The following is a 25146-nucleotide window of genomic DNA, read 5'->3' as shown; positions in this document are numbered from 1 at the left end:
GCCTGCCAATAGCCGACGGAGAGGAATCGCCGGGAGATAGGCAAAAAGAACTATTCTGCTAGTTCGTAGTGGTTACACTTTATTGTTTTATAAGGATTTTCTTATCTCTCAGAATTGATGGGCATCAAGGATGGAGGGAGGGCGTAGGTTCAATCTTTCGTCCATCGCGTTCGGGGGTTTGAGCGCGCTTATTTCATGTTCCTTGGAGAGTAAAGATGAGAAAATCTGTAGTGGGGATGCTTGCACTGACCGCCATGACCGCTGCCATGAGCACGGCCTTCGCTCAGGACGTGGCTAAAGCTCCGGAAATGACCGCAGCTGAAAAAGAAACTGCCAAGAAGATCTACTTCGAACGTTGTGCCGGTTGCCACGGCGTCCTGCGCAAAGGTGCTACCGGCAAGAACCTCGAGCCGCACTGGTCGAAGAAGGACAAGGATGGCAATACCACCGAAGGCGGCATGCTCAAGCTTGGCCAGCAGCGCCTTGAAAAAATCATCGGTTACGGTACCGATGGCGGCATGGTCAACTTCGACGACATCCTGACCAAGGAAGAAATCTCCCTGATGGCCAAGTACATCCAGAACACCCCGGATGTGCCGCCTGAGTACAGCCTCAAGGACACGATGGATTCCTGGAAGCTGATGGTTCCGGTCGACAAGCGCCCGACCAAGCAGATGAACAACATCAACCTGAAGAACGTGATGTCGGTGACCCTGCGCGACACCGGCGAAGTGGCGCTGATCGACGGCGACACCAAGGAAATCCGTTCCATCGTCAAGACCGGTTACGCCGTTCACATTTCCCGTTTGTCGGCGTCCGGCCGTTATGTTTACGTGATCGGTCGCGATGGCCGTCTGTCCCTAATCGACTTGTGGATGGAAAAGCCGGAAGTGGTTGCCGAAGTCAAAGTCGGCTTCGATGCCCGCTCGGTCGACACCTCCAAGTTCAAGGGTTATGAAGACAAGTACGCCGTGGCCGGCTCCTACTGGCCGCCCCAGTACGTGATCATGGACGGCGACACGCTGAAGCCGCGCAAGGTAGTGTCCACCCGTGGCATGACCGTCGATGGCGAATACCATCCGGAGCCGCGCGTTGCCTCGATCGTTGCTTCCTTTACCAAGCCGGAGTGGGTGATCAACATCAAGGAAACCGGCCAGATCCTGCTGGTCGATTACTCCGACATCGAAAACCTGAAGACCACCACCATCGCTTCCGCCAAGTTCCTGCACGACGGCGGTTGGGATGCTTCCAAGCGTTACTTCCTGGTGGCTGCCAACGCTTCCAACAAGATCGCTGCGGTCGACACCAAGACCGGCAAGCTGGCTGCATTGGTCGATACCGCCAAGATTCCGCACCCGGGTCGCGGCGCCAACTTCGTGCATAGCAAGTTTGGCCCGGTGTGGACCACCGGCCACCTCGGTGCCGATGTGATCACCCTGATCTCGACCCCGTCGGATGACAAGAAGAACGCCAAGTTCAAGGAATACAACTGGAAGGTTGTGCAGGAAATCAAGCACATCGGTGCTGGCAACCTGTTCGTCAAGACCCATCCGAAGTCTTCTCACCTGTGGGCCGATGCGCCGATGAACCCGGATACCGACATCGCCAACTCCGTGGCCGTGTATGACGTCAAGGGTGACTTCTCCAAGCCGAAGGCCGTGCTGAACGTGGCCAAGGACTCGGGCCTGCCGGTGACCAAGGCGGTCAAGCGTGCCGTGCATCCGGAATACTCGGCTGACGGCAAGGAAGTCTGGATTTCCCTGTGGGGTGGCAAGACCGACCAGTCGGCGATCGTGGTTTATGACGATGCTACGCTCAAGGTCAAGAAGGTCATCACCGATCCGAAGATGATCACCCCGACCGGCAAGTTCAACGTCTACAACACCCAGCACGACATCTACTAATCCTTTACCGGAATAGTTTGATCTGAAGCATTAAAACGGGGGCGCAAGCCCCCGTAGCATTAGAGGCATCCGGAAATGGCAAGGTGCTGCTCCGGGGCCTTCGTTACCTCGTTATTGGAGATGATTGCAATGAAGAAGAATCTCGTTGCCCTGGCAGTTGGCGGGGCCTTGCTGGCGCTCGGTTCGCAGGCTGCCTTGGCTGCCCCGGACTGGAGCAAGGTGCCGAAGAAGGACATCCACGTTTTCCACCCGGGGGCAACTCCGGTCGAATGGCTGCAGGGCAAGGGCGACCATAGCGGTGCCGCCGGCCTGAAAAAGGGTGAAACCTGTGCCGGCTGCCACGTCGAGGACGGCAAGCTGAGCCTGGACCTGAAGCGGCTGGCGAGCAAGGAAATGGAACCCAAGGGCGCGCCCAAGACCATGACCTACCCGGTCGCCGTGCAGGCTGCCTTCGATGCCAGCAACCTTTACGTCCGTCTCACCTTCAAGGCGCCGGCCGGCGGTGCCGACAAGTCCGACAAGGACAACGAGGTCAAGGCCACGGTACTGTTCCCGAACGATAAGGTCGCAATGGGCGAGCAGGTCGGTTGCTGGGCCACTTGCCACCAGGACGCCAAGGGCATGCCCAAGGGCAGCGACAGCAAGACCAAGTACACCAGCAGCGGTGCTTACGACCTGATGCAATGGGCGAGCAGCGGCAAGAGCAGCGACGGCTTCGTCAGCGACAAGCGCAACATGACCGGCGGCAAGGCCGGTGCTACTGCCGAAGGTGCCAAGGCCGGCGATACCTATACCGTGACCTTCACCCGCAAGCTGGCCGGCAATGCCGTGCTCGCCGCTGGCAAGGCCGTACCGTTCGGGATCGCGATCCATGCCGATCATGCGGCCGGTCGTTTCCATCATGTCTCCTTCGGCCATACCATCGGCCTCGGGGCCGACGGCGATGTCAAGGCCGTCAAGCAGTAAGCCGGACGGGAGCCGGGGATGAGCCGGCTCACCCGCCTCGTGCAACGGACCGTCCAGGCGGTCGGTCCGTTGTTGCTGACTTTTGCTGCAGCCCCAGGGGTGGCGGCGGCAACGGTCGAAGTCGAAATGCTCGATTACCGCTTTGTGCCGGCCGAGGTACGGATCAAGGCTGGCGATACCGTGCGCTGGATCAACCGCGAAAAACGGACCAGCCATTCAGTTCTGTTGGTAGCATCCGGCCAGGAGTCGGAGCGTTTGTTTCCCGCCGAGCAGTGGGAAAAGGTTTTTGAGCGGAGCGGTCGCCATCACTATCGTTGCGGCCCGCATCCGGAAATGCAAGGGGTTGTCGATGTCGAGTGAGCACGCCGCAAGCCGGGGGCGGGCAGCCGATGACCTGGACGTCGATTACCCGGCCACCCGCTGATCGCCATGAATCCAGTAGCTTCTCGCGCCGGTATTTCCGTGCTGCTTTTTTGCCTTTTTTCCCTGTCGACCGTATCCAGCGATGCGGCTGAGCCGCTGACCTCCCGGCAGCGCGAGTTGGTGCGCATGGTCCGCCAGGATTGCGGCTCCTGCCACGGCATGACCCTGCAGGGCGGCCTCGGGCCGGCGTTGCTGCCGGCCGAACTCAAGGACAAGCCGGTCGAAGGCTTGGCCGCCACCATCTACTACGGGCGGCCGGGCACCGCGATGCCGCCCTGGCAACGTTTTCTCAATGAAGCCGAGGCGCAATGGATCGCCGAGCGGCTGATGACGGAGTTTCCCCAATGAAGCGCCTGCGTTCCCTGTTGTGTGCCGCTGCCGCAAGCTTGCTGCTGGCGGCCTGCGCCGGCCAGCCCCTGCGCGGCACTGGCGATCTCGGCCTGATCATCGAGCGGGCCAGCGGCCACTTGACCCTGGTCAATACCAGCACGCGCCAGCCCTATGCCCGAATCAGCGGGCTTGGCGATCTTTCGCACGCCTCCGCCGTGTATTCGCGGGATGGGCGCTATGCCTACATCTTCGGCCGCGACGGCGGGCTGACCAAGGTCGACTTGCTGGAAGCCAAGATCGTCAAGCGCGTGATCCAGTCCGGCAACGCGATTGGCGGTTCGATTTCGCAGGATGGCCGCATCGTGGTTGCGCAGAACTACACCCCGGGCGGGATCAAGGCCTTCGATGCCGACACCTTGGAGTTGCTTTCGGAGGTGCCCGCCGAGTACGCGCCGGGCAAGTTCTCCAAGGTCGTCGGCCTGGCCGACTCGCCGGGCAACAAGTTCGCCTACGCATTGTTCGATGGCGGCGAGATCCGGGTGACCGATTTCAGCGATCCCAAAGCCCCAAAAACCGAGCGCTACCCGGCCGGCAGCCAGCCCTACGACGGATTGGTGACGCCCGATGGCCGGCATTTCCTGGCTGGCCTGTTCGGCGAGGACGGGGTCGCGATGCTCGACCTGTGGCAGCCGGAAAAGGGCGCGCGCAAGATTCTCGAAAACTACGGTCGCGGTGAGCAGAAGCTACCGGTGTTCAAGATGCCGCACCTGCGCGGCTGGTCGGTGGCGCAAGGGAAGGCCTACCTGCCGGCGATCGGGCGCCACGAAATTCTGGTGGTCGATGTCGCGACCTGGAAGGAAGTCGGCCGGATTCCGGTGCGCGGTCAACCGGTGTTCGTGATGGCGCGGCCCGACGGGCGGCAGATCTGGGTCAATTTCGCCTTCCCCGACTACGGCATGGTCGATGTGGTCGATACCCTGGCGGGCAAGGTGGTCAAGCAGCTGGAACCGGGCAAGGGCATCCTGCACATGGAATTCACGCCGCGCGGCGAAAATGTCTGGCTCTCGGCCCGCGACGACAACAAGGTGGTGATTTACGATACGGGTAGCTTTGCCCGGGTCGGCGAAATCGCTGCCGACAACCCTTCCGGGATTTTCTTCACCACGCGCGCCGCGCGTATCGGTTTTTGATGAACGACGACATGCAAGCCAGCCTCGATTTTCGCCTGCTTAACGAGTTCCAGCGCGACTTTCCGCTCTGCCCGGCTCCCTTCGCCGAACTCGCCAGCCGTCTTGGCGTTGGCGAGAGCACGGTGCTTGGCCGGCTCGAAGCGCTGCGCCGTGAAGGCAAGATTTCGCGGGTCGGCGCGGTGTTTGCCCCGAAACGGATCGGCGCCTCGACCCTGGCCGCGATGGCCGTACCGCCGGAAAAACTGGCGGCAGTCGGCGCGGCGGTCAGCCGCTTTCCCGAGGTCAATCACAATTACGAGCGCGAGCATCGCTACAACCTGTGGTTCGTCGTCACCGCCGGCAGCGAGGAGCGTCTGCAGGCAACGCTGCGCGCCATTGAGCAGAGCGCCGGTTACCCGCTGCTGCCCTTGCCGCTGGTCGAGGAATTCCATATCGACCTTGGCTTTTGCCTGCAAGGCGGCGAGCGCAAGCCGGCACCAGCGCAGGCGCGCCCGGTGCAACCGCAATTGCCGCTCGACGAGGAGGCGCGGCGCTTGATTGCGGTGCTGCAGGAAGGACTGCCGCTGTTCATCCGCCCCTTTCAGCTGATTGCCGAGCGGATCGGCGTGGCCGAACCCGAAGTCCTCGGGCGGATTCGTCGCTGGGTCGAGGACGGCGCGATCAAGCGTTTCGGCGTCGTTGTCCGCCATCACGAACTCGGCTTCACCGCCAATGCGATGCTGGTCCAGGACATCCCCGACGACCAGGTCAGCGCCATCGGCCGGACCCTTGCCGAAGCCGCCGGGGTCACGCTCTGCTACCGGCGGCCACGGCAGCTGCCGGAGTGGCGCTACAACCTCTTCTGCATGATTCACGGCCGCGACCGCAGCGAGGTCGAGGCGCGCATCGCCGAATTGCGCGAGCAGCACCAACTGCAGGCGCACGCGCACGAAATCCTCTTTTCACGAACCCGCTTCAAGCAGACCGGAGCCCGCTATGCGTGAGCGACAGACGCCGCCAGCCGAAAAAATCGCCCTGGACACGGTCGACCGTGAAATTCTGGCCAAAATGCAGGGCGATTTCCCGCTTTGCTCCCGTCCCTATCAGGCTGCCGCCGAGCATCTCGGGATCTGCGAGGCCGAGTTGCTGCAGCGTCTGCAGCGCCTGCTTGACGCCCGGGTATTGACCCGCTTCGGGCCAATGGTGCAGATCGAGCGCATCGGCGGCGCCTTCGTGCTGGCCGCGCTGGCGGTGCCAGAGGTGCGCTACGACGAGGTTGCGGCACAGGTCAATGCGCTGCCGCAGGTCGCCCACAATTATCGCCGCGAGCACCTGCTCAACATGTGGTTCGTGCTGGCCACCGAAACGCCGGAAGGAATCCCGGCGGCGATTGCCGAAATTGAAGCGGCGACCGGGCTCAAGGTGCATGCCTTTCCCAAGGAGCGCGAGTACTTCGTCGAAATGAAACTGGAGGCCAGGGTATGAGCGCCTTGTCTGCCAAGGAGCCGGCGGTGGTGCTCGATGCCGTCGACCGCGCCCTGATCGTCGCCACCCAGGCCGGCCTGCCGCTGGTGCCCGAACCTTACGCGCGGATTGCCGCCGAGGTCGGGATTCCCGAAACGGAAGCGATTGCCCGGCTGCAGGCGATGCTAGCCAGCGGCGTGATCCGCCGGATCGGCGCGGTGCCCAATCACTACGCGATCGGCTGGACCGCCAACGGGATGACCGTCTGGGACGTCGACGACGCCCGGATCGACGCCCTCGGCGCGCAGGTCGGGGCGCTGGAGTTCGTCACCCACTGCTATCGCCGCCCGCGCGCGCTGCCGGATTGGCCATACAACCTGTTCGCGATGGTGCACGGCAGTTCGCGTGACGAATGCGAGGCCAAGGCCGGGCAGATTCGGGAACTGCTGGGTGATGCCTGCCGCTCCGGCGATATTTTGTATTCGAGCAAAATCCTGAAGAAAAGCGGCCTGCGGATCGGTTGAGCCGCAGGCGGGCAGGCACCGCAAGGGCCACCAATAAAAACGGCCCGGTTGCTGCCAACCGGGCCGTTTTGTCATGCGTTCAGGGCGTGGCTTACTTGCTTTCTGCGATCCGCTGCCCGATGTGTGCCAAGGCCTCGTCGACCTGGTCGATCAGGATCAGGCAGAGGTCGCCGGGATGCAGGCGTTCGAGCGCCAGGTCGATGGCGACGAATTCACCGGTAATCTCGTCGATGCGGCGGGTACGGCTGGCATTGCTCAGGCCCTGGCGGAGCAGGGCAATCACTTCGCCGTCCTCGCGGCCGCGCTGGCAGGCATCCTGGTAGAGGATCACATCGTCGAAGGCACCGCCGAGGATTTCGGTCTGCTGGCGGATGTCCTCGTCGCGGCGGTCGCCGGCGGCGCTGATCACCACCGAGCGGCGCACGGCGGGCATGCCTTCGATTGCCTGGGTCAGTGCCTGAATCGCGTCCGGGTTGTGGCCGTAGTCGGCAATCAGCGTTGCGCCCTTGTAGTCGAAGACGTTGAAGCGGCCGGGGGCGGTACTGGCGTCGCTGGTGAAGCCGGCCATCGCCTGTTCGATCAGCGGCCAGTCGATGCCCAGCGCCCAGCCGGCGGCGGCAGCGGCCATTGCGTTCTCGACCTGAAAGCCGATGCTGCCGTTGCGGGTCAGCGGAATATTGACGAAAGGAACACGGTGCTTCTTGTTGCCGTGCTGGAAAATCATCGCATCGCGCTCGGCATAGACCACCCGCTTGCCTTGCGCCTTGTGCGTGGCCAGTACCGGGTTTTTCTTGTCGCGGGCGAAGAAGATCACCTCACCCGAGCAGTGCGGCGCCATCCGGGCGACGATCGGGTCGCCGGCGTTGAGCACGGCGTGGCCGTCGCGCTTGACGTTTTCGATGATCACCCGTTTGACCACGCTGAGCTCGTCGACCGTGGTGATGTAGTTCAGACCGAGGTGATCGCCGACGCCGATATTGGTGACCACGGCGACGTCGCAGACATCGAAGCCGAGGCCTTCGCGCAGCACGCCACCGCGCGCGGTTTCGAACACCGCAGCGTCAACGTCCGGGTGCATCAGCACATTGCGGGCTGAGCGCGGGCCGGAGCAGTCGCCGCTGTCGATGCGGCGGTTCTCGACATAAATGCCGTCGGTGCTGGTCATCCCGACGCGCTTGTTGTCGGCCTCGAAAATCCGGCCGATCAGGCGGCTGGTGGTGGTCTTGCCGTTGGTGCCGGTGATCGCAACGACCGGGATGCGGGCGTTATCGGGCTTGCCGTCGGGGCCGGGCTTGAACATCATCTCGATGATCGCCTCGCCGACTGCGCGGCCCTTGCCGTAAGACGGATCGAGGTGCATCCGCAGGCCGGGCGCGGCGTTGACCTCGACGATGCCGCCGCCTTGTTCTTCGAGCGGCTTGAGGATGGTGTCGCAGACCACGTCGATGCCGGCGATGTCGAGACCGACGGTCTGCGCAGCGGCAACGGCGGCAGCGGCCAGCTCCGGATGCACGTCGTCGGTGACATCGGTAGCGGTGCCGCCGGTAGACAGGTTGGCGTTGTTGCGCAAGACCACGCGGGCGCCGCGCGCCGGGATCGAGTCCGGCTGGTAGCCTTGCTCGGCGAGACGGGCGATGGCGATTTCGTCGAAGCGGATCTTGGTCAACGAGGTCGCGTGGCCGTCGGAGCGGCGCGGATCGCTATTCACGATGTCGACCAGTTCGCGCACGGTATGGGTGCCGTCGCCGACTACCAGCGGCGGATCACGGCGGGCGGCGGCGATCAGCTTGTTGCCGATCACCAGCAGGCGCCAGTCGTGGCCGGGCAGGTATTTCTCGACCATGATGTCGTCGCGGAACTCGATTGCAACGCGGTAGGCATGGCGGACCTGCTCTTCGCTGGTGAGATTGACCGAAATCCCTTTGCCCTGGTTGCCGTCCTGCGGCTTGACCACCACCGGCAGGCCGATTTCCTGCGCCGCCGCCCAGGCATCGTCCTCATCATCGACCGGACGACCGAAGGGGACGGCCACGCCGGCGGCGTGCAGCAATTGCTTGGTCAGTTCCTTGTCCTGTGCAATCGCTTCGCCAATCGCGCTGGTGAAGCTGGTTTCAGCAGCCTGGATGCGCTTCTGTTTCGAGCCCCAGCCGAGTTGCACCAGGCTGCCCTGGGTCAGCCGGCGGTAGGGAATGCCGCGAGCGACGGCTGCGGCGACGATGGCACCGGTGGAGGGGCCGAGGCGGATATCTTCGTCGAGATCGCGCAGTTCCTTGAGCGTGCCTTCAAGGTCGAACGGGGTGTCGTTGAGCGCCGCCAGGCACAGCTGTTCGGCACGTTCGAAGGCGAGGCGGCCGACATCCTCTTCGGTGTATTCGACCACCACCTGATAGACCCCGGCTTCGACGGTCTGGGCGGTACGGCTGAAGGTCACCGGGCAACCAGCCTGGGCCTGCAGCCCGAGGGCGCAGAACTCCAGCGCGTGGGCCATCGACACGGTGTCGAGGTGGTCGGACGGGATCAGGTCGCCCAGCTCGGGGAAACGCTCGCGCAGGCGGGCTTCAAAGCCGGGCAGTTGGGCAATGGCGGTCTCGTTGCCTTCGCAGGTAACGATGGCCTGAATGGCGGTGTGGCGGCTCCACAGGTTGGGACCGCGCAGGGCACGAATGCGGGAAACGTCCATGACGCTTTATTCCTTGTTATTTCTGCGACAGCAGCGTGGCCAGGTCGGCCAGCTCGATTCCGTAAGTCTTCAGGCCGGTCTTCAGCACGTCCTTGGACAGCCCCAGCGCCCAGCCGGTGGCCGTGGCCGCGAGCACGTTGGCGATGTCGGCCGGCTTTTTCTCCTTGCCGATCAGCGGCACGTCGCCCAGGCGGCAGAGGCGGACTTCGTCGCTGCCGGTAAGCAGCACGATGCGCCCGTCGTCAATGGTGACGACGCGTTCACCGGCGGCGAGGTGAGAGAAAATGCGCGGATTTTTACGGTCGACCGTGAAAAAGAGGGTTTTCCCTTCGCACAACTCGGCGAAGTCGGCGACCAGTGCATCGTCGGCATTGAGCACGGCGATCCCGGTGTTCGGCTGCACCACATCGACCTGCGAGCGGTAAATCGCACGCGGCGTCGTGTAATAGTCGCTGTCTACCGGCTGCACGTCCCAGCGCGACAAATCCTCGTCGGCCGGAGCAACGTTGGTGACCACACCGACTGAGCAGAAGTCGTAGGGAATGCCTTCGCCGAGGATCACTTCGGCCCCGGCTTCGACCACTGCGGCCTCGACCGCGCGGTTCATCAACAGGCGGCGGGCGCCGGCGAAATTGCCGGCATCGGTTTTCTGGACCTGGCGGCGGCCGAGGTAGAGGCCGTCGCTGCAGGCCAGACCGGTGTGCTTGCCGGAGAGGTAGAGCAGGTGGGCGATGATTTTGGCGACCGCCGTCTTGCCGTGCGTACCGCTGACACCGACCAGCGGCACGCGGCCGCTTTCGTGCGCGGCGAACAGGTTGTCCACAATCGCCTGTCCAACCGGACGCGGTTTGCCGACGCCGGGCTTGATGTGCATCAGCAGGCTGGGGCCGGCATTGACTTCGACGATGGCACCGCCCTGGGCGGCCAGCGGCTGCGAAATATCGGCGCAGACCAGGTCGATGCCGGCAATGTCGAGGCCGACCACGCGGGCCGCCAGCGCGGCGACGGCGGCGGTTTCGGGGTGAACCTCGTCGGTGCAGTCAAAGGCGTGGTTGGCGTTGCGCTGGATCAGCACTTCGCGGCCGGCAGCCGGCACGCTGTCTTCGCCCAGCCCCTGGCGTTCGAGTTCGATCTTGGCAGCGGTGTCGATCTTGATGATCGACAGCGGATGCAGTTCGGTGTTGCCACGGCGCGGATCGACGTTGATCTGGCTATCGATCAGTTGCTGAACGGTCTGCTGGCCGTCGCCGGTAACCGTGATGAAATCGCTGCGGTTGGCCGCGACCAGCTTGCCGCCGACCACCAGCAGGCGGTGTTCGATGCCCTGAATGGCGCGTTCGACGAGCACGCCGGAACCTTCCTCGGCGGCAATCGGGTAGGCCTTGCGCACCGCTTCCGGCGTCACCAGGTCGATGAACACGCCACGCCCGTGGTTGCCGTCGGTCGGCTTGACCACCACCGGGTAGCCGATATCTTCGGCGGCTTCGACTGCATCTTCGGCGCTATCGACCTCGCGGCCTTCCGGCACCGGTACGCCGACCGAGGAAATCAACTCCTTGGTCAAATCCTTGTCGCGCGAGATGGTCTCGGCGATGGCGCTGGTCTGGTCGGTTTCGGCGGTCCAGATGCGGCGCATCGCGGCGCCGTAGCCGAGTTGCACCAGGTTGCCGTTGGGCAGCAGGCGGATGTGCGGAATATCGCGCTTTTCGGCGGCCTGAACGATGGCGGCGGTGGACGGACCAAGGTGCTTGCGGTCGACTTGGCGGCGCAGCTTGGCGATGGTCGCCTCGACATCGTGTGGCTCGTCGCGGATCGCGGCCAGCAGCAGGTCGCGGGCGAGGTCCAGCGCGTAGCGGGTGCATTCCTCGTGCAAATTGCTGATGATCAGCTTGTACACGCCGCGCTCGGTCATTTCGCGGGTCCGCCCGAAGCCGTCGCGGGTCCCGGTCAGGCCGGCCAGGTTCATCAATTCCAGCACGACGTGTTCGAGGATGTGGCCGCTCCAGGTGCCGTTGCGCAAGCGCTGCAGGAAGCCGCCGCGTTCGCCGATGTTGCAGCGGTGTTCGATCAGGCTGGGAATCCACGCGGTCAGTCGCTCGTAGAGACCGGGAATCTTGTCGGACGGGTAGTCTTCCAGCTCGCCGATGTCGATCCAGGCTTCCAGAACCGGGTAGATGGTCCAGATGTTCGGGCCGGGCAGCGAAAAGGTTTCCCTGATGATGATGTTTGCGTTCTTCATGCTAGCAGCTTGGTAAGTGTCTAGGGCACTGCGACGAATTCACGATTATCAACGCATTTGTTCGCCACCGGGCTGACCGCTGGCAAAAAATGTCACCGTTTCGCCACAGGCGGTTACAGGGCGGCGCCTTACAGGAAGCGGTCGAGCAGCTTGCGGCTGTGCCGGTCGAGCTGGGTCAGGTCGCGCACCAGGAACTGGATGCCGTGGCTGTCGGCGATCAGCAATTGCGTGCGCGACAGCCGGCGGATGTCTTCCTCGCCCTTGAGCAGCAGTTCACAGGCGCCCCGGCTGGTACTCACCTGCCAGGTGCTGGGGCAGGCAAAGCTGGAAACGGCGATGATCTTGTCGATCTCGGGGACGAATTCGCGGCTGGCTAGTTCGTCCTCGACCAGGGCGCGGGCCGCCGGCGGCAGGTCGGCCACGCGGTCGGCCCAGGCCACTTCGTGGCCTTCAGCGCTGATCAGCGAAATGCCTTCGTCCGGCGCGGCAATCGGAAAGGCGCGCACCGGGGTGACGCCTTCGTGGCGCTCGCCGTTTTCGCCGGTCAGGACCAGTCGACCGTAGGCGTCGCGTTCAAGTTGGAAGGAAGCTGTGGACATGCGGAATACTCGGTCAGTGACTCAGGCGGAAGTGGCAACGGTCTTGGGCAGGTTGGGTGCTGCCGGCTCCGGGTCTTCGGTGTCGACGTTGCGGGCCTGGGCCATGTACAGCTTGTGGTAATGCCCTTCGGCCGCCATCAGCTGGTCGTGGTTGCCGATCTCGACGATCTTGCCGCGATCCATCACCACCAGCCGGTCGGCCTTGCGCAGCGTGCTCAGGCGGTGGGCGATGGCAATCGTGGTGCGGCCCTTGACCAGGTTGTCGAGGGCGCGCTGGATTTCCTTCTCGGTTTCGGTGTCGACCGCAGACGTCGCCTCGTCGAGGATCAGGATGCGTGGGTCGATCAGCAGCGCGCGGGCAATCGAGATGCGCTGGCGCTCGCCGCCGGAGAGGCCCTGGCCGCGTTCGCCGACCAGCGAGTCGTAACCGTGCGGCAGGCGCAGGATGAACTCGTGGGCATGCGCGGCGCGGGCGGCGGCAATGATTTCGGCACGGCTGGCGTGGGGTTTGCCGTAGGCGATGTTTTCGGCAATCGTGCCGAAGAACAGGAAGGGCTCCTGCAGCACCAGACCGATGTGGCTGCGGAATTCGGCGACCGGCACCGAGCGCACATCGACGCCGTCGATCAGCACCTGGCCCTCGGAAACGTCGTAGAAGCGGCAGATCAGGTTGACCAGCGTCGATTTGCCCGAGCCGGAGTGGCCGACCAGACCGATCATCTCGCCCGGCTGGATCACCAGATCGACATCCTTGGTCACGGCGCGGGTGCCATAGCGGAAGCCGGCTTTCTTCAATTCGATCAGGCCGGTGACCTTCTCCAGATGCACCGGCTTGGCCGGCTCCGGCACGCTCGATACGTGGTCGAGAATGTCGAAGATGCGCTTGGTGCTGGAGGCGGCGCGCTGGGTGGCCGAAACGATGCGGCTCATCGAGTCGAGACGGGTGTAGAAGCGGCCGATGTAGGCGAGAAAGGCGGTGAGCACGCCGACCGTCGAATCGCCCCGGGCGATCTGCCAGATGCCGAAAATCCAGACCACCAGCAGGCCGACCTCGGTGAGCAGCGTCACCGTCGGGGTGAACACCGACCAGGTCTTGTTCAGCTTGTCGTTCATCGCCAGGTTGTGCTCGTTGGCGTTGCGGAAGCGGTCGGCCTCGCGCTTTTCCTGGGCAAAGGCCTTGACCACGCGAATGCCGGGGATGGTGTCGGCAAGCACGTTGGTGACTTCGGCCCAGACCCGGTCGATCTTCTCGAAACCGGTGCGCAGTTTTTCGCGCACGGTGTGGATCAGCCAGCCGATGATCGGCAGCGGCAGCAGGGTGACCAGCGCCAGCCACGGATTGATGGTGAACAGGATCACCGCCGTCATCGTGATCATCAGCACGTCGGTCGCGAAATTGAGCAGATCGAGCGACAGGAAGACGTTGATCCGGTCGGTTTCGGCGCCGATCCGCGCCATCAAGTCGCCGGTCCGCTTGCCGCCGAAGTACTCCAGCGACAGGCCGAGCAGGTGTTCGTAGGTTTGGGTACGCAGGTCGCGCCCGATCCGTTCCGAGACCAGCGCCAGGATGTAGGTACGAATCCAGCCCAGCCCCCAGGCGACGATGGCCGCAGCGAGCAGGCCGCCGAGATACAGGCTGACCAGTTCCCAGTCAATCGGCTGGCCGTTCTGGAAGGGGATCAGCACATTGTCCATCAGCGGCATGGTCAGGTAGGGCGGCACCAGCTGCGCGGCGGTCGAGGCCAGGGTCAGGATGAAGCCCATGAACAGCTGCCAGCGGTAGGGGCGGGCAAAGCGCCACAGGCGGAACAGCGTCCAGGTTGACGGTGCGACCGTCGATTCGCGGTTGCAGATCGGGCATTCGTCTTCGCCGGGCGGAATCGGCGCCTTGCATTTGGGGCAGTTGCTGTCGTCCGGGCGCTGCACCGGCTGGCCGGAAACCTGGCTGTCGCGGTGCAGGTCGAATTCGGCGATTACCCGCAGCGCCGCCAGGTTGCGTGCCAGCGTGTAGCGCCAGGTGGCGACCCGGCCTTGCTCATTGACCAGTTCGAGCAGGCCGACGCCGGCATGGTCGTGGTGTTCCAGGCGCTGCCCGGCGGCCAGCGGCCAGCTTTTCCATTCCAGTTCGCCGCCGGCGCGCGCCAGCAGGCGGCGCTCGGTCAGCACGATCAGGCCGGGGGCAAAATACAGGCGCGCATCGAGGTCGGTTTCGAGCCAGGCTTGCACGCTTTCGCCGGCTTCGAGCCGGCTGCCGACTTCGCCGGCCCAGTGGGGCGGCAGGGTCTGGTCGGGGTTTTGTGGCATGGTCGTGGCCATGCTGTTTGAATTGATATGGCTTGGGGTCATCGCGGGAGTATACCGGAAGGTGCTGTTGCGTAACGTCCGGGCGGGATTGCGGTTGACCCGCTGTGGCCACGGTCGACCCGGAAAAATCGCCTTTTTTCCCGTCGACCGTGGCGGTGACTGCGTTGGCAGCGGCCAAGCTTGACTCGCATCAATGTCGCCAGGGCCGCTCTGCCATTGAATACGCCGACGCCCAATTTGCCGCACCCGCGCAAGGAAACCCATGTTCCGCATTTCGCAATTCATGCAGGAAATCAACGCCCCGACCCCGGTCGGGCCGCGCCGCAATCCCCCCGGTCCGGTCGTGATCTGGAACCTGATCCGCCGCTGCAACCTGACCTGCAAGCACTGTTATTCGATTTCTGCCGATACCGAGTTTGCCGGCGAGCTGAATTTTGCCGAAGTGGCGACGGTGATGGACGACCTCAAGGCTTTCCGCGTGCCGGTGCTGATCCTTTCCGGCGGCGAGCCGCTGCTGCGCCCGGATATTTTCGAGATCGCCCAGCGGGCCAAGGCGCAGGGCTTTTACGTCGCGCTCTCATCCAATGGCACGCTGATCGACGAAAGCAACATCGAGCGCATTGCCGAATGCGATTTCAACTACGTCGGCGTCTCGCTCGACGGGCTGGGCGCCACCCACGACAAATTCCGCCGCCTTGACGGCGCCTTCGAAAAGTCGCTGCACGGCATCCGCCTCTGCCGCGACCTCGACCTCAAGATCGGCGTCCGTTACACGATGACGCAGGACAACGCGCAGGACCTGCCCGGTCTGCTCAAACTGATCGAGGATGAGGGCATCGACCGCTTCTACTTCTCGCACCTCAACTACGCCGGGCGCGGCAACAAGAACCGCAAGGACGACGCGCAGCACCAGCTGACGCGCTGGGCGATGGACCTCCTCTTCGACACCTGCCTCGACTACCAGCAGCGCGGCCTGCACAAGGAATTCACCACCGGCAACAACGACGCCGACGGCGCCTATTTCCTGCACTGGGTGCGCCGCCGCTTCCCGGCCAGCGCCGAACACATCGCCGCCAAGCTGGTGCAGTGGGGCGGCAATGCTTCCGGGGTCAATGTCGCCAATATCGACAACCTGGGCAATGTGCACCCCGACACCATGTGGTGGCACCACACCCTCGGCAATGTTCGCGAGCGGCCGTTTTCGCAAATCTGGAGCGACCTCTCGGACCCGCTGCTGGCCGGCCTCAAGCAGCACCCGCGCGCGGTCGAAGGGCGTTGTGCCGGTTGTGCCCACCTCGCGCGCTGCAACGGCAATACCCGCGTGCGCGCCCAACAACTGACCGGCAACCCGTGGGCGGAAGACCCCGGCTGCTACCTGAGCGACGAGGAGATCGCGGCATGAACCTCAAGGAAATCACCAAGATCATGATCCCCGCCGGCTTCGCGCTGTGTTCGCTGCTGGCGCTGAGCGAACTGGCCCAGGCCGCCGATGCGCCGGCTGCACCTGTTGCCTACAAGGAACACTGCGCTTCCTGTCACGGCGAGGCGCGGTTGGGCGGCATCGGCCCGGCGCTGCTGCCGGACAACCTGGCCCGCCTGCGCAAGGCCGAAGCCGAAAAGGTCATCCGCGAAAGCCGCCCGGCCACGCAAATGCCGGCTTTTGGTGACCAGCTTTCGGCGGCCGAGGTCAAGGCCCTGGTCGACTACATCTACACCCCGGTCAAGCCGCTGCCGGTGTGGGGCGAGAAGGAAATCACCGCCTCGCGCATCGTGCATGAAGCGCAGCCCCTGCCCGACCGGCCGGTATTCAAGGCCGACCCGCTCAACCTCTTCGTCGTCGTCGAATCCGGCGACCATCATGTTTCGGTGCTCGACGGCGACAAGCTGGAACGCATCCACCGCTTCCCCTCGCGCTTTGCGCTGCACGGCGGGCCGAAGTTCACGCCGGATGGCCGCTACGTCTATTTCGCCTCGCGCGACGGCTGGGTCACCAAGTACGACCTGTGGAACCTCAAGGTGATCAGCGAAGTCCGCGCCGGGATCAACACCCGCAACGCCGCCGTCTCCGGTGACGGCAAGTTTGTCGCGGTTGCCAACTACCTGCCGCACAGCCTGGTCATCCTCGATGCCGACCTCAATTTCGTGAAGTCCATCCCGGTCGCCGACAAGGACGGCAAAACCACTTCGCGGGTTTCCGCCGTCTATGACGCCAGCCCGCGCCAGAGCTTTGTCGCCGCGCTCAAGGACGTCAAGGAAATCTGGGAAATCTCGTACAACCCGCAAGCGCCGGAAATCCCCGCCGGCATCATCCACGACTTCAAGTACCGCGAAGGCGCTTTTGTCCCTGGCTTCCTCAACCCGCAGCGCAGCCAGACCGAGGATTACCTCGACGACTTCTATTTCACCCAGAACTACGACGAGGTGATGGGCGCCTCGCGCAACGACGCCAAGAGCGTGGTCAGCGGCCAGGTGATCAATCTTGACGCGCGCAAGAAGATCGCCGACCTCGAACTGCCCGGCATGCCCCACCTCGGCTCCGGCATCAGCTGGAAGTGGAAGGACGCGCAGGGTCAGGAACGCACGGTGATGGCGACCCCCAATCTCAACGAGGGGATCATCAGCATCATCGACATGGCGACCTGGAAAACGATCAAGCAGATCAAGACCCGTGGCCCCGGCTTCTTCATGCGCAGCCACGAGCTCAGCCGCTACGCCTGGACCGACTCGATGATGAGCCGCGAATTCAAGGACACCATGCAGGTGATCGACAAGCAAAGCCTGGAAGTCGTCGCCGAACTCAAGCCCGAGCCGGGCAAGACCTTCGCTCACGTCGAATTCACCCGCGACGGCAAGTACGTCCTCGCCAGCCTGTGGGAAATGGACGGCGCGCTGATCATCTACGACGCCGTCACGCTCAAGGAAGTCAAGCGCCTGCCGATGAAAAAGCCGGTCGGCAAGTACAACATCTGGAACAAGATCACCAAGTCCGAAGGTACCAGCCATTGATTGCCGGCGCCGGGTGATGAGTCAATCGCCTGGCTGCCCGGTGTTGCATCCACCAACAAACAAGGAAAGCAAGGAAGCCCCCATGGAACGTCGCGAAGTTCTCAAAACTGCTGCCGCCGCCGTTGCCGGCGCGCTCTCCGCCAGCGCCTTCGCTGCCGGTCAGCACGACCATCACCACCATGAGCACCACGACCACGGCGGTGCCCAACGCAACGCCGCACTGATCGCCGCCACCGCCGACTGCCTCAAAACCGGCGAAGCCTGCCTTGCCCACTGCCTCTACCTGCTCGGCAACGGCGACAAGGAAATGGCCGCCTGCGCCCAGTCGGTCAACGAACTCCTCGCCTCCTGCACCGCGCTGATGAAACTCGCCGGCCAGGACTCCCGCTACGTCCCCGCCCTGGCCAAGGTTGCCGGCGAAATCTGCGCCAACTGCGAAAAAGAATGCCGCAAACACGCCGACCACCACGCCGAATGCAAAGCCTGCGCCGATTCCTGCGCCGCTTGCGTCAAGGAGTGCAAGAAGGCGGCGGCGTAAGGCGAGGTCGCGTACCCCCATGGCTGCCCGCCGGGAAGGTGGGTGGCGGGGGAAGGAAAGCAAAAGCCCGGGCGGATGCCTGGGCTTTTGTTTTTTTGGGGGCGGTGATCAGATGGATTTTTTGCTCGAAATTACGGTCGACCGTGGTTTTGGGAAAAAACTGACCCTGGTCCCTTTTGTTCTTGCAGGGCATACCAGACTGTAACGAAGGGTTATTGCCGACGTGGCTTACACGCGGGGGTATGCATATGGGGTTGTGCGGAATGGTATGCGTTAGTTCGGCGAGCAGGGCTTGGCCTCTTTTGCTCCTCGTTGATAATTCCAAAGAATGTAATCAAGAAGACGTGGCGTCAGCGTGGGATAGCTGTTATTAAGAAAGCGAACGGTTGCTGCAAGCAGGGCTTGTGCTTCATCTAGGGCTACAGATCTGCCAAGTACAGGCTGCACAAAGCGGAGAATCATGCGGTCTGGCTTAATGAAATCATCGGAGCCAGCAAGCATAGAGAAATATTGCAGGGAAATTCCCGAGCGCTGGCCAGGAATGGATTTGATAGCCTTCCGGATGCCCCTTTCCTTTTGTGGATCTCGAGTCGCTTCAATCGCATCCTGAAATGTCTGGATACCATTCTTAATCAACGATTCGGCGAAAAATTTGACTGCTTCAGCTTTCAGAATCCCATTCCTTGTTGATGTTCGTTGCCGGTTCTTGACGACCTGTTCAGCAAAAGCCTGTACGCCTAGTTGGTTGATTCGCATAACAAGACTTTCCAGTCGTCGTTCTTGCTCGGCAACTGGAGGGGGGGTCCTTCGATCCTGGTTCAGGTTGTAGTAATCGCAGTAGCGATTGACTACCGCTTGAACCTGTTGGTAGCGCACACCGATCGAAAAAACGGAATCGATGACACAAAGAGATAGCGAACTGTAGAAATATTCATCAGGGAGTTTGGCACTAGCCAGTACGAGCTTCCCTTGCTTAGCGAGTGTTTCGATGTGGTTAGCTAATTTTTCTGCATCATCCATGTGGTTCGGGCGTGTCTGGAATTTTGTGTAAACGGGGTTTGAGTTACAGGTTGTTCATCCGGTCTTCGAACTGGATAGTAAATCGGGTCAATGCTGCCTTCCAATCCCGAATAGGCAGTGTCCATTTCTGGCTGATGTTGCGCAGTGCCAGGTAGAACAATTTCATCAGTGCCTCATCGCTAGGAAACGAGCCTCGGTTCTTGGTGATTTTGCGCAGGCTCATGTTCACCGACTCAATCGCATTGGTCGTGTAGATGACTTTACGTATTTCCGGCGGGTAGTCGAAGAACGGGATGATTCGCGGCCAATTGCGGCGCCAGGACTGGCTAATGGGCAGGTAGGCATCGTCCCATTTGTCTTCGAATTCGCCGAGCATTTGCTCCGCTTCGTCAGCAGTAGCGCTGGTGTAAATCCGCCGGAGGTCAGCGGCCACCGCCTTGCGCATTTTCCATGAGACGTAGTTCAGGCTATGCCGAACCATATGGACGACGCACAGTTGAACGGCGGCGTGGGGATAAACGGCTTCAATGGCCTCTGGAAAGCCCTTCAGGCCATCGACGCAGGCAATGAAGATATCCTGCACCCCCCGGTTTTTGAGTTCTGTGACGACTTGCAACCAGAACTTGGCGCCTTCCGTCTGGGCAATCCACAGCCCCAGCACTTCCTTCTCACCGGCCAAGTTGAGTCCAATCGCCAGATAGACGGCTTTGACCCGTACGCTGCCATCCCTGACTTTGACGTGGATGCAGTCCAGATAAACGATGGGGTAGATGCTGTCCAGAGGCCGTGACTGCCAGGCTTTGGCCTCATCAACCACGGCATCGGTGATTAATGAAATCAGTGTAGGCGAGACCTCGGCGCCATACATCTCTTCCAGGTGCGACTGGATTTCGCGGACCGTCATGCCCCGGGCGTACAGTGACAGAATCTTGTCGTCGAAGCCCGTCCAGCGGGTCTGGTGCTTGGGAATCAGCTGCGGCTCGAAGGTGCCGTGGCGGTCGCGGGGAATTTCTATCGGTAGTTCGCCGAATTCCCCTTTGAGCGTCTTACGGCTCTTTCCGTTACGCGTATTGCCCGCCGGATTCTCCACCGGCTCATTCTTGCCGTGGCCGAGATGGTCGGCCATCTCCGCCTCCAACGCTTTCTCGACCAGCAACTTGGTGAGCTGCTTGAGCAAGCCGTTCTCGCCAATCAGGTCTTCCGGTTTTCGATAGTCAGCCAGCAGGCTGTCCAGCAACTCTTTGGGTACTGCTTTCTTTGCTACGGCCATCATCGCTCCTTGGGGCGTGGCAGTCTCCTGCCAAATGACCGTTTACACAAAAATTCTTACACGCCCCTCCTTTAGGGATTCTGTGCAAGGTGCGCAGTTTGGCCACATGCGTAGCATGTGCAGCTTCGTCGCTCAATCCAACCGCCGCCAACACAAAGTATGGTTGGCTGTTGAAGTCGAAGTTATCGCCACTATTCACCATATCGCCGCTGTGGCCGCTTTCATCAAGGTAGAACGTAGTGTTCATTGCGAAACTCTCTTGGTCAACAAGCTCAAGAACAGGGCCAAGAACAGTGGGCAGCCCCCAGAAAGTAGTGCGTCTAAAAGCAGGTCTTTAGCATACTGCCTGAAGGTTCCAATGGCTTCCTTAGGCGATTTTCGTGAAGGACTGCTTCTGGCCGGTAGCAGACAATTCCTGCCTTATTCCTCTGGACGAAAACGCACTCTCACCCCACCAAACTCCCCCGCAACCTCCCCGCATACTCCTCCAGCACCTCCCTCGGCGGGTCTTTTCTCGGCCAGGAGAGGGCGATGCCGTCGTTGCCGTGGCGGGGGACGACGTGCAGGTGGAAGTGGAAGACGGTTTGGTCGCCTTCCTTGCCGTTGGCTTGCAGCAGGGTGATGCCGGGCGGGTCGAAGCTGGCTTTGAGGGCTTGCGCGATGCGCTGCGCGGTTTGCATTGCGGCGCCGGCTTCTGCCGGCGTCAGGTCGAGCAGGGTGGCGGCGTGGCGTTTGACGGCGACCAGCACGTGGCCGGGGTTGACCTGGCCGATGTCCATGAAGGCCAGCGTCAGTTCGTCTTCATAGACCTTGGCGGCGGGGATTTCGCCGGCAATCAGGCGGCAGAAAATGCATTCGCCGGGCGGCGAGGTATCAACAAACATCGGCATGCGGCGGGCTCCTTGGGGCGCGGCGAGGGCGCGAATGCGGGCTAGGACAAAGGTCTTATTCTAGCCGGACGGCATGGCGTGGTTTTTGATCTTTTTCACGGTCGACCGTATCCGCCGGCAAAAATCGGCCGCTTGCGGCATTTTTACGACAGCGGCGGGGGCGGGTCTTTTGTGCGCTCTGCGGGCGCAACCCGCTTACCCGGTTTTTGCTGATCTTTGGCCGTTGATTGCCGGGTTGGGGCGGTGGCTTTGGCGGCGTTGATTTGCCAATTGTTCTCCCAGTCTTTGGCGGACGTTTTACGCTGGCCTCAGTCCATTGCGCCGTTTTTCGCCATTTCCACGGTCGACCGTGAAAATCGGCGAAAATGCTTGCTCTGCCGGTGTTCCCGGTGTTTTTTGATCCTTTTTCGCCTTGATCGTGTCCGAATCCTCAACTTGTTCTGCCGCGCCTGCTGCTTGGCCGGTGCTGTCTCCTGTGGGTGCCGTGCCCGAAGCGGCCAGCGCTGTTGCCGATACGCTGGCGACGGCGCTGGCCTCCTGCCGCCAGTTGCTGCTCTGTCTCGCTGCCGATTGGCAGGCGACGAGCGGGCATTTGCAGCGGTTTGAACGCGATGCGGCCGGCTGGCAACCGGTGGGCGAGGCGTGGCCGGTGATGCTGGGGCGCAACGGCTTGGCCTGGGGGATGGTCGGCATGCCGGCCGGTGCGCTCAACACCGCGCCGGAGAATGTCCCGGGAAGTGCACTCGCAGGCGCACCAGACTTAGCCCTGTCCGCAACCGCAACCGCAACCGCACCGCAAGCCGCTCCACACAAAATCGAAGGCGACGGTCGGGCGCCGGTCGGGCTGTTTCCGGTGACGGCCTTGTTTGGTTATGCCGCTGCCGACAGCGAGCTGGCGCGGGCGGCGCGGCTGCCGTATCTGGCGGCGCATCCGGGTTTGCAGTGCGTCGATGATGCCATGTCGGCGCATTACAACCAGGTGGTGGATCGTGCCGCTGTCACGGTCGACTGGGGTTCGGCCGAAGAAATGCGGCGGGCCGATGGGCGTTACGAGCTCGGCGCGGTCGTCGCCTACAACCAGCCGCCGCAGCCCGGGCGCGGTTCGTGCATTTTTTTGCACGTGTGGGAGGCGCCGGGCGTGCCGACCGCCGGCTGCACCGCGCTGGCGCTGCCGGCGATGCGCGAACTGGCCGGCTGGCTCGACGCCGCCGCGCAGCCGCTGCTGCTGCAGTGGCCGCAGGCCGCCGAGAGCGACCTGGCCTGCTACGGCTTGTCCGGGGTGCTCCCCTTAATGGATTTGCTCCGCATCCGTTAGCCGCTTCACGTATTGCTCACAGCGCTGCTCGGCCATCTGTTTTTCAATTGCGATGCGCTGTTTTTTATAGTCCTCATGGGCCCGGCTCCCGCCGATGACCCCGCTAGCGGTGTATATGGCAAGTATGCCGGCTACTTTTTGGCCTGTGGTCAAGTGTGTTGCTTCTTCAGCTGTCTGGGCATTGCTGAGTTCGATCTGCAGTAGCCGGCACGAGCGGATCAGTGGGCTGAAGGTGGTTTGCTTGGCCAGGTCCTGAGGGTCGCTGATTCGACATTTCTTGCTGGCGGCGGCGGCCTTGAGATCTTCTCCCGAGTATTTGCTGACGGCGGACTGGGTCAGGCGTGCCATTTCATAACTTTGGGGGCCTACCTCCATTTTTCCTGCCAGGTGCCCGGCGGCAGCCAGCGGGGTGGCGCCGGCCAGGAGACCGGCCGAGCCTGCAACCATCCCGAACTTTTTGCTTTCGTCTGCCATTTTTTTGTACTTGTCGAGTTCGCGGTTGTTTTGCAGGTGGTTGTCAGTCAATGACTTCCATTCGGCGTGGATTTTCGGACAACTGAGTTTGTTCAAGGAAGGGGGGAGGGTGGCGTCAGGCGAAAGTTTGCATTTTTGTTCCTGCGCCAGTTGCTCCAGTTCGAGTCGCTCCAGGTCTGCCGCGATCAGCCGGGGGGAAGGTTGCAGACTCAGTTGTTTGGCGAATGGGGAGTTGCCGAAATTCGCCGGATTCAGTGCCGAGAGGAAGAGGGAGCCGGTAGAGGCTTGGGTTGCCATCTTCTGGCGGGCTTCGGCATCCAATTCCTCAAGGCGCTCGATTTCTGCGCGTAGAGAAACCAATGTGCCGTTGATCGCCTTGCAGGAGAGTTTGCCGGACGGCCTGCTGCCGATTGGTGAGGCTTTTACGGTTTCGGCAGAGGTCGGGATTTGAGCGGGGCTTTCAACCTGCTCAGTGGGTTTGACCGGCATGCCCGATTGTGGAACGCAGCCGGCAAATAGCAAACTCGCTGCGGAAAAAAATAACGCGTAATGGCGATGTAAAGACATGCAATCCCTCCCGGTTTTTGGTGTTGGAACAAATAACCACGGCATTTTATGCCAATGAGCTCGCTGGTTTCTGGGGTGTTGGCTATGGCAGCTCAATGTCTTCACGTAAACTGTGCCTTTGCCTTTTGCGCGGCCTGCCGCCGCCCCGTACAGCGTGCTCAACCGGATCTGGATTGCTTTTGTCTTGTTCGCCTTCGCGGCGGCGTCGTGGCAGGCGCTGCACGGCGATGTCGAGGTCTTTGCGCGGCTGCTGACAGCTTTGTTCGACAGCGCCAAGACCAGTTTCGACATCGCGCTCGGGCTGGTCGGGCTGATGAGCCTGTGGCTGGGGGTGATGAAGGTGGGCGAGCGCGGCGGCCTGATCGAGGCGCTGGCGCGGCTGCTGGCGCCGTTTTTCCGCTGCATCTTTCCGGCGATTCCGCCGGGGCACCCGGCCAGCGGCAGCATCGCGATGAATTTTTCGGCCAACCTGCTCGGCCTCGACAACGCGGCGACGCCGCTGGGGCTGAAGGCGATGCGCGAACTGCAGGAGATCAACCCGCAGAAGACGGTGGCGAGCGACCCGATGCTGATGTTCCTGGTCCTCAATACCGCCGGGATCACCCTGATCCCGACCTCGGTGATCGCGATCCGCCAGAGCCTGGCGCTCAAGCAGGGGCTGGTCGGCTTCAACGCCGCCGACATCTTTCTGCCGACCCTGCTGGCGACCTTTGTCTCGTTTACCGCCGGGCTGATCGCGGTCGCCCGCTGGCAGCGCATCAACCTGTTGTGCCGGCCGGTACTGGTCTTCTTTGCCGGTTTTGCCGCGCTGCTCGCCGGGCTGTACCTGTGGCTGGGCGGCTTGCCGCCGGAAGAAATGGCGCGGGCGATGGGGGCGCTGGGCAGCGGCACGGTGCTGGCGATCATCGGGCTCTTTGTCGGCGTCGCCGCCTGGCGCGGCGTCGATGTGTACGCCAGCTTTGTCGAGGGCGCCAAGGATGGCTTCAATGTCGCGATCCAGATCGTGCCTTACCTGGTCGCGATGCTGGCGGCGATTGCGCTGTTCCGCGCCAGCGGCGGCATGGGCTGGCTGGTCGAGGGCATCGCCTGGGGCGTGCGCGGGCTGGGGCTGAATACCGATTTTGTCCCGGCGCTGCCGGTCGGGCTGATGAAAACCCTGTCGGGCAGCGGCGCGCGCGGCTTGATGGTCGATGTAATGACCACCTACGGCGTCGATTCCTTCGCCGGGCGGCTGGCGGCGATCATCCAGGGCTCGACCGAAACCACCTTCTATGTGCTGGCGGTGTATTTCGGCAGCGTCGGCATCACGCAAACCCGCTACGCGGTGGCCGGCGGCCTGATCGCCGACGCGGTCGGGCTGGTCGGTGCAATCTTGATCGGCTACGCCTTTTATCACTGAGCCGCCGCCTGGCCTCCTGGCTGCCCGCCTGGTCGACTTGCGGGTTTTCCCTGATTTTCACGGTC

Annotated in this window: 22 protein-coding genes; 13 read left to right on the top strand and 9 right to left on the bottom strand. The window is 62.5% G+C overall.

Annotated elements, in window-relative coordinates:
• Window positions 1-215: 215 nt before the first annotated feature.
• From VX159_RS12330 to VX159_RS12295, 8 genes are all read left to right on the top strand, one after another.
• The gene (locus VX159_RS12330; protein WP_371323188.1) at window positions 216-1904 is read left to right on the top strand and encodes a cytochrome D1 domain-containing protein; all 1689 of its coding nucleotides are present in this window, start codon (window positions 216-218) and stop codon (window positions 1902-1904) included.
• Window positions 1905-2033: 129 nt separating this feature from the next.
• Window positions 2034-2870: an ethylbenzene dehydrogenase-related protein gene (locus VX159_RS12325; RefSeq protein WP_371323187.1), complete on the top strand. Its 837-nt coding sequence runs from the start codon at window positions 2034-2036 to the stop codon at window positions 2868-2870.
• Between the two features lie 18 nt (window positions 2871-2888).
• Window positions 2889-3230, top strand: a complete 342-nt coding sequence (locus VX159_RS12320; RefSeq protein ID WP_371323186.1) for a plastocyanin/azurin family copper-binding protein — start codon at window positions 2889-2891, stop codon at window positions 3228-3230.
• Between the two features lie 69 nt (window positions 3231-3299).
• On the top strand, window positions 3300-3641 hold the full coding sequence (locus tag VX159_RS12315) for a cytochrome c (RefSeq protein ID WP_371323185.1): 342 nt from the start codon (window positions 3300-3302) through the stop codon (window positions 3639-3641).
• Window positions 3638-4813: a cytochrome D1 domain-containing protein gene (locus tag VX159_RS12310; protein ID WP_371323184.1), complete on the top strand. Its 1176-nt coding sequence runs from the start codon at window positions 3638-3640 to the stop codon at window positions 4811-4813. The genes VX159_RS12315 and VX159_RS12310 overlap by 4 nt, the downstream gene beginning before the upstream one ends.
• A complete protein-coding gene (locus VX159_RS12305; RefSeq protein ID WP_371323183.1) occupies window positions 4813-5796 on the top strand; it encodes an AsnC family transcriptional regulator in 984 nt (327 codons plus the stop codon). Before VX159_RS12310 ends, VX159_RS12305 begins: the two co-directional genes overlap by 1 nt.
• Window positions 5789-6277, top strand: coding sequence for an Lrp/AsnC family transcriptional regulator (locus VX159_RS12300; protein ID WP_371323182.1), 489 nt, complete (start codon window positions 5789-5791; stop codon window positions 6275-6277). Before VX159_RS12305 ends, VX159_RS12300 begins: the two co-directional genes overlap by 8 nt.
• Window positions 6274-6780 (top strand): Lrp/AsnC family transcriptional regulator, encoded by a 507-nt coding sequence (locus VX159_RS12295; RefSeq protein ID WP_371323181.1) that lies wholly within the window; start codon window positions 6274-6276, stop codon window positions 6778-6780. Before VX159_RS12300 ends, VX159_RS12295 begins: the two co-directional genes overlap by 4 nt.
• Window positions 6781-6871: 91 nt before the next feature.
• Here the strand turns inward: VX159_RS12295 and cphA (VX159_RS12290) are convergent, their stop codons facing one another.
• From cphA (VX159_RS12290) to VX159_RS12275, 4 genes are all read right to left on the bottom strand, one after another.
• Window positions 6872-9460 (bottom strand): cyanophycin synthetase, encoded by a 2589-nt coding sequence (gene cphA / locus VX159_RS12290; RefSeq protein WP_371323180.1) that lies wholly within the window; start codon window positions 9458-9460, stop codon window positions 6872-6874.
• Between the two features lie 16 nt (window positions 9461-9476).
• Window positions 9477-11699 carry a cyanophycin synthetase gene (cphA, locus tag VX159_RS12285; protein WP_371323179.1) on the bottom strand — a complete coding sequence of 741 codons (2223 nt, stop codon included), beginning with the start codon at window positions 11697-11699 and terminating at the stop codon, window positions 9477-9479.
• Between the two features lie 128 nt (window positions 11700-11827).
• Window positions 11828-12298: a DUF1854 domain-containing protein gene (locus tag VX159_RS12280; protein WP_371323178.1), complete on the bottom strand. Its 471-nt coding sequence runs from the start codon at window positions 12296-12298 to the stop codon at window positions 11828-11830.
• A gap of 21 nt (window positions 12299-12319) precedes the next feature.
• Window positions 12320-14602, bottom strand: coding sequence for an ABC transporter transmembrane domain-containing protein (locus VX159_RS12275; protein WP_371323177.1), 2283 nt, complete (start codon window positions 14600-14602; stop codon window positions 12320-12322).
• A 262-nt stretch (window positions 14603-14864) separates the two neighbouring features.
• Between VX159_RS12275 and nirJ the strand changes: the two genes are divergently transcribed.
• From nirJ to VX159_RS12260, 3 genes are all read left to right on the top strand, one after another.
• On the top strand, window positions 14865-16004 hold the full coding sequence (gene nirJ / locus VX159_RS12270; protein ID WP_371323176.1) for a heme d1 biosynthesis radical SAM protein NirJ: 1140 nt from the start codon (window positions 14865-14867) through the stop codon (window positions 16002-16004).
• Window positions 16001-17608 carry a cytochrome D1 domain-containing protein gene (locus VX159_RS12265; RefSeq protein WP_371323175.1) on the top strand — a complete coding sequence of 536 codons (1608 nt, stop codon included), beginning with the start codon at window positions 16001-16003 and terminating at the stop codon, window positions 17606-17608. Before nirJ ends, VX159_RS12265 begins: the two co-directional genes overlap by 4 nt.
• Window positions 17609-17690: 82 nt before the next feature.
• On the top strand, window positions 17691-18146 hold the full coding sequence (locus VX159_RS12260) for a four-helix bundle copper-binding protein (RefSeq protein ID WP_371323174.1): 456 nt from the start codon (window positions 17691-17693) through the stop codon (window positions 18144-18146).
• A gap of 273 nt (window positions 18147-18419) precedes the next feature.
• Here VX159_RS12260 and VX159_RS12255 read toward each other — a convergent pair whose 3' ends face one another.
• The 4 genes from VX159_RS12255 to VX159_RS12240 all read right to left on the bottom strand — a co-directional run bounded on the left by VX159_RS12255 (window position 18420) and on the right by VX159_RS12240 (window position 21326).
• Window positions 18420-19166 carry a hypothetical protein gene (locus VX159_RS12255; RefSeq protein ID WP_371323173.1) on the bottom strand — a complete coding sequence of 249 codons (747 nt, stop codon included), beginning with the start codon at window positions 19164-19166 and terminating at the stop codon, window positions 18420-18422.
• A 43-nt stretch (window positions 19167-19209) separates the two neighbouring features.
• Window positions 19210-20436: an IS256 family transposase gene (locus VX159_RS12250; RefSeq protein WP_371325520.1), complete on the bottom strand. Its 1227-nt coding sequence runs from the start codon at window positions 20434-20436 to the stop codon at window positions 19210-19212.
• The gene (locus tag VX159_RS12245) at window positions 20381-20683 is read right to left on the bottom strand and encodes a DUF3800 domain-containing protein (RefSeq protein ID WP_371323172.1); all 303 of its coding nucleotides are present in this window, start codon (window positions 20681-20683) and stop codon (window positions 20381-20383) included. Before VX159_RS12245 ends, VX159_RS12250 begins: the two co-directional genes overlap by 56 nt.
• A 199-nt stretch (window positions 20684-20882) precedes the next feature.
• Window positions 20883-21326: an HIT family protein gene (locus VX159_RS12240; RefSeq protein WP_371323171.1), complete on the bottom strand. Its 444-nt coding sequence runs from the start codon at window positions 21324-21326 to the stop codon at window positions 20883-20885.
• Window positions 21327-21789: 463 nt separating this feature from the next.
• Between VX159_RS12240 and VX159_RS12235 the strand changes: the two genes are divergently transcribed.
• Window positions 21790-22641 carry a L,D-transpeptidase gene (locus VX159_RS12235; RefSeq protein WP_371323170.1) on the top strand — a complete coding sequence of 284 codons (852 nt, stop codon included), beginning with the start codon at window positions 21790-21792 and terminating at the stop codon, window positions 22639-22641.
• On the opposite strand, the gene VX159_RS12230 is transcribed toward VX159_RS12235, so the two are convergent.
• A complete protein-coding gene (locus VX159_RS12230; RefSeq protein ID WP_371323169.1) occupies window positions 22615-23682 on the bottom strand; it encodes a hypothetical protein in 1068 nt (355 codons plus the stop codon). The genes VX159_RS12235 and VX159_RS12230 overlap by 27 nt on opposite strands.
• 154 nt (window positions 23683-23836) lie before the next feature.
• On the opposite strand from VX159_RS12230, the gene VX159_RS12225 reads away from it, so the two are divergent.
• Window positions 23837-25081, top strand: coding sequence for a nucleoside recognition domain-containing protein (locus tag VX159_RS12225; RefSeq protein WP_371323168.1), 1245 nt, complete (start codon window positions 23837-23839; stop codon window positions 25079-25081).
• The last annotated feature ends 65 nt before the right edge of the window (window positions 25082-25146 follow it).

Source organism: Dechloromonas sp. ZY10 (assembly GCF_041378895.1).
Lineage (GTDB): Bacteria > Pseudomonadota > Gammaproteobacteria > Burkholderiales > Rhodocyclaceae > Azonexus > Azonexus aquae.
This window is presented reverse-complemented; position numbering and strand designations above follow the sequence as displayed.

Excerpts from the sequence above, each read along its gene's own strand:
- VX159_RS12320 (WP_371323186.1), top strand. The coding sequence starts at position 2,889 with ATGAGCCGGCTCACCCGCCTCGTGCAACGGACCGTCCAGGCGGTCGGT.
- cphA (WP_371323180.1), bottom strand. The coding sequence starts at position 9,460 with ATGGACGTTTCCCGCATTCGTGCCCTGCGCGGTCCCAACCTGTGGAGC.
- VX159_RS12300 (WP_371323182.1), top strand. The coding sequence starts at position 5,789 with ATGCGTGAGCGACAGACGCCGCCAGCCGAAAAAATCGCCCTGGACACG.
- VX159_RS12260 (WP_371323174.1), top strand. The coding sequence starts at position 17,691 with ATGGAACGTCGCGAAGTTCTCAAAACTGCTGCCGCCGCCGTTGCCGGC.
- cphA (WP_371323179.1), bottom strand. The coding sequence starts at position 11,699 with ATGAAGAACGCAAACATCATCATCAGGGAAACCTTTTCGCTGCCCGGC.
- VX159_RS12305 (WP_371323183.1), top strand. The coding sequence starts at position 4,813 with ATGAACGACGACATGCAAGCCAGCCTCGATTTTCGCCTGCTTAACGAG.
- VX159_RS12310 (WP_371323184.1), top strand. The coding sequence starts at position 3,638 with ATGAAGCGCCTGCGTTCCCTGTTGTGTGCCGCTGCCGCAAGCTTGCTG.
- VX159_RS12325 (WP_371323187.1), top strand. The coding sequence starts at position 2,034 with ATGAAGAAGAATCTCGTTGCCCTGGCAGTTGGCGGGGCCTTGCTGGCG.
- VX159_RS12265 (WP_371323175.1), top strand. The coding sequence starts at position 16,001 with ATGAACCTCAAGGAAATCACCAAGATCATGATCCCCGCCGGCTTCGCG.
- VX159_RS12315 (WP_371323185.1), top strand. The coding sequence starts at position 3,300 with ATGAATCCAGTAGCTTCTCGCGCCGGTATTTCCGTGCTGCTTTTTTGC.
- VX159_RS12280 (WP_371323178.1), bottom strand. The coding sequence starts at position 12,298 with ATGTCCACAGCTTCCTTCCAACTTGAACGCGACGCCTACGGTCGACTG.
- VX159_RS12230 (WP_371323169.1), bottom strand. The coding sequence starts at position 23,682 with ATGTCTTTACATCGCCATTACGCGTTATTTTTTTCCGCAGCGAGTTTG.
- VX159_RS12240 (WP_371323171.1), bottom strand. The coding sequence starts at position 21,326 with ATGCCGATGTTTGTTGATACCTCGCCGCCCGGCGAATGCATTTTCTGC.
- VX159_RS12255 (WP_371323173.1), bottom strand. The coding sequence starts at position 19,166 with ATGGATGATGCAGAAAAATTAGCTAACCACATCGAAACACTCGCTAAG.
- VX159_RS12275 (WP_371323177.1), bottom strand. The coding sequence starts at position 14,602 with ATGCCACAAAACCCCGACCAGACCCTGCCGCCCCACTGGGCCGGCGAA.
- VX159_RS12250 (WP_371325520.1), bottom strand. The coding sequence starts at position 20,436 with ATGGCCGTAGCAAAGAAAGCAGTACCCAAAGAGTTGCTGGACAGCCTG.
- VX159_RS12295 (WP_371323181.1), top strand. The coding sequence starts at position 6,274 with ATGAGCGCCTTGTCTGCCAAGGAGCCGGCGGTGGTGCTCGATGCCGTC.
- nirJ (WP_371323176.1), top strand. The coding sequence starts at position 14,865 with ATGTTCCGCATTTCGCAATTCATGCAGGAAATCAACGCCCCGACCCCG.
- VX159_RS12330 (WP_371323188.1), top strand. The coding sequence starts at position 216 with ATGAGAAAATCTGTAGTGGGGATGCTTGCACTGACCGCCATGACCGCT.
- VX159_RS12245 (WP_371323172.1), bottom strand. The coding sequence starts at position 20,683 with ATGAACACTACGTTCTACCTTGATGAAAGCGGCCACAGCGGCGATATG.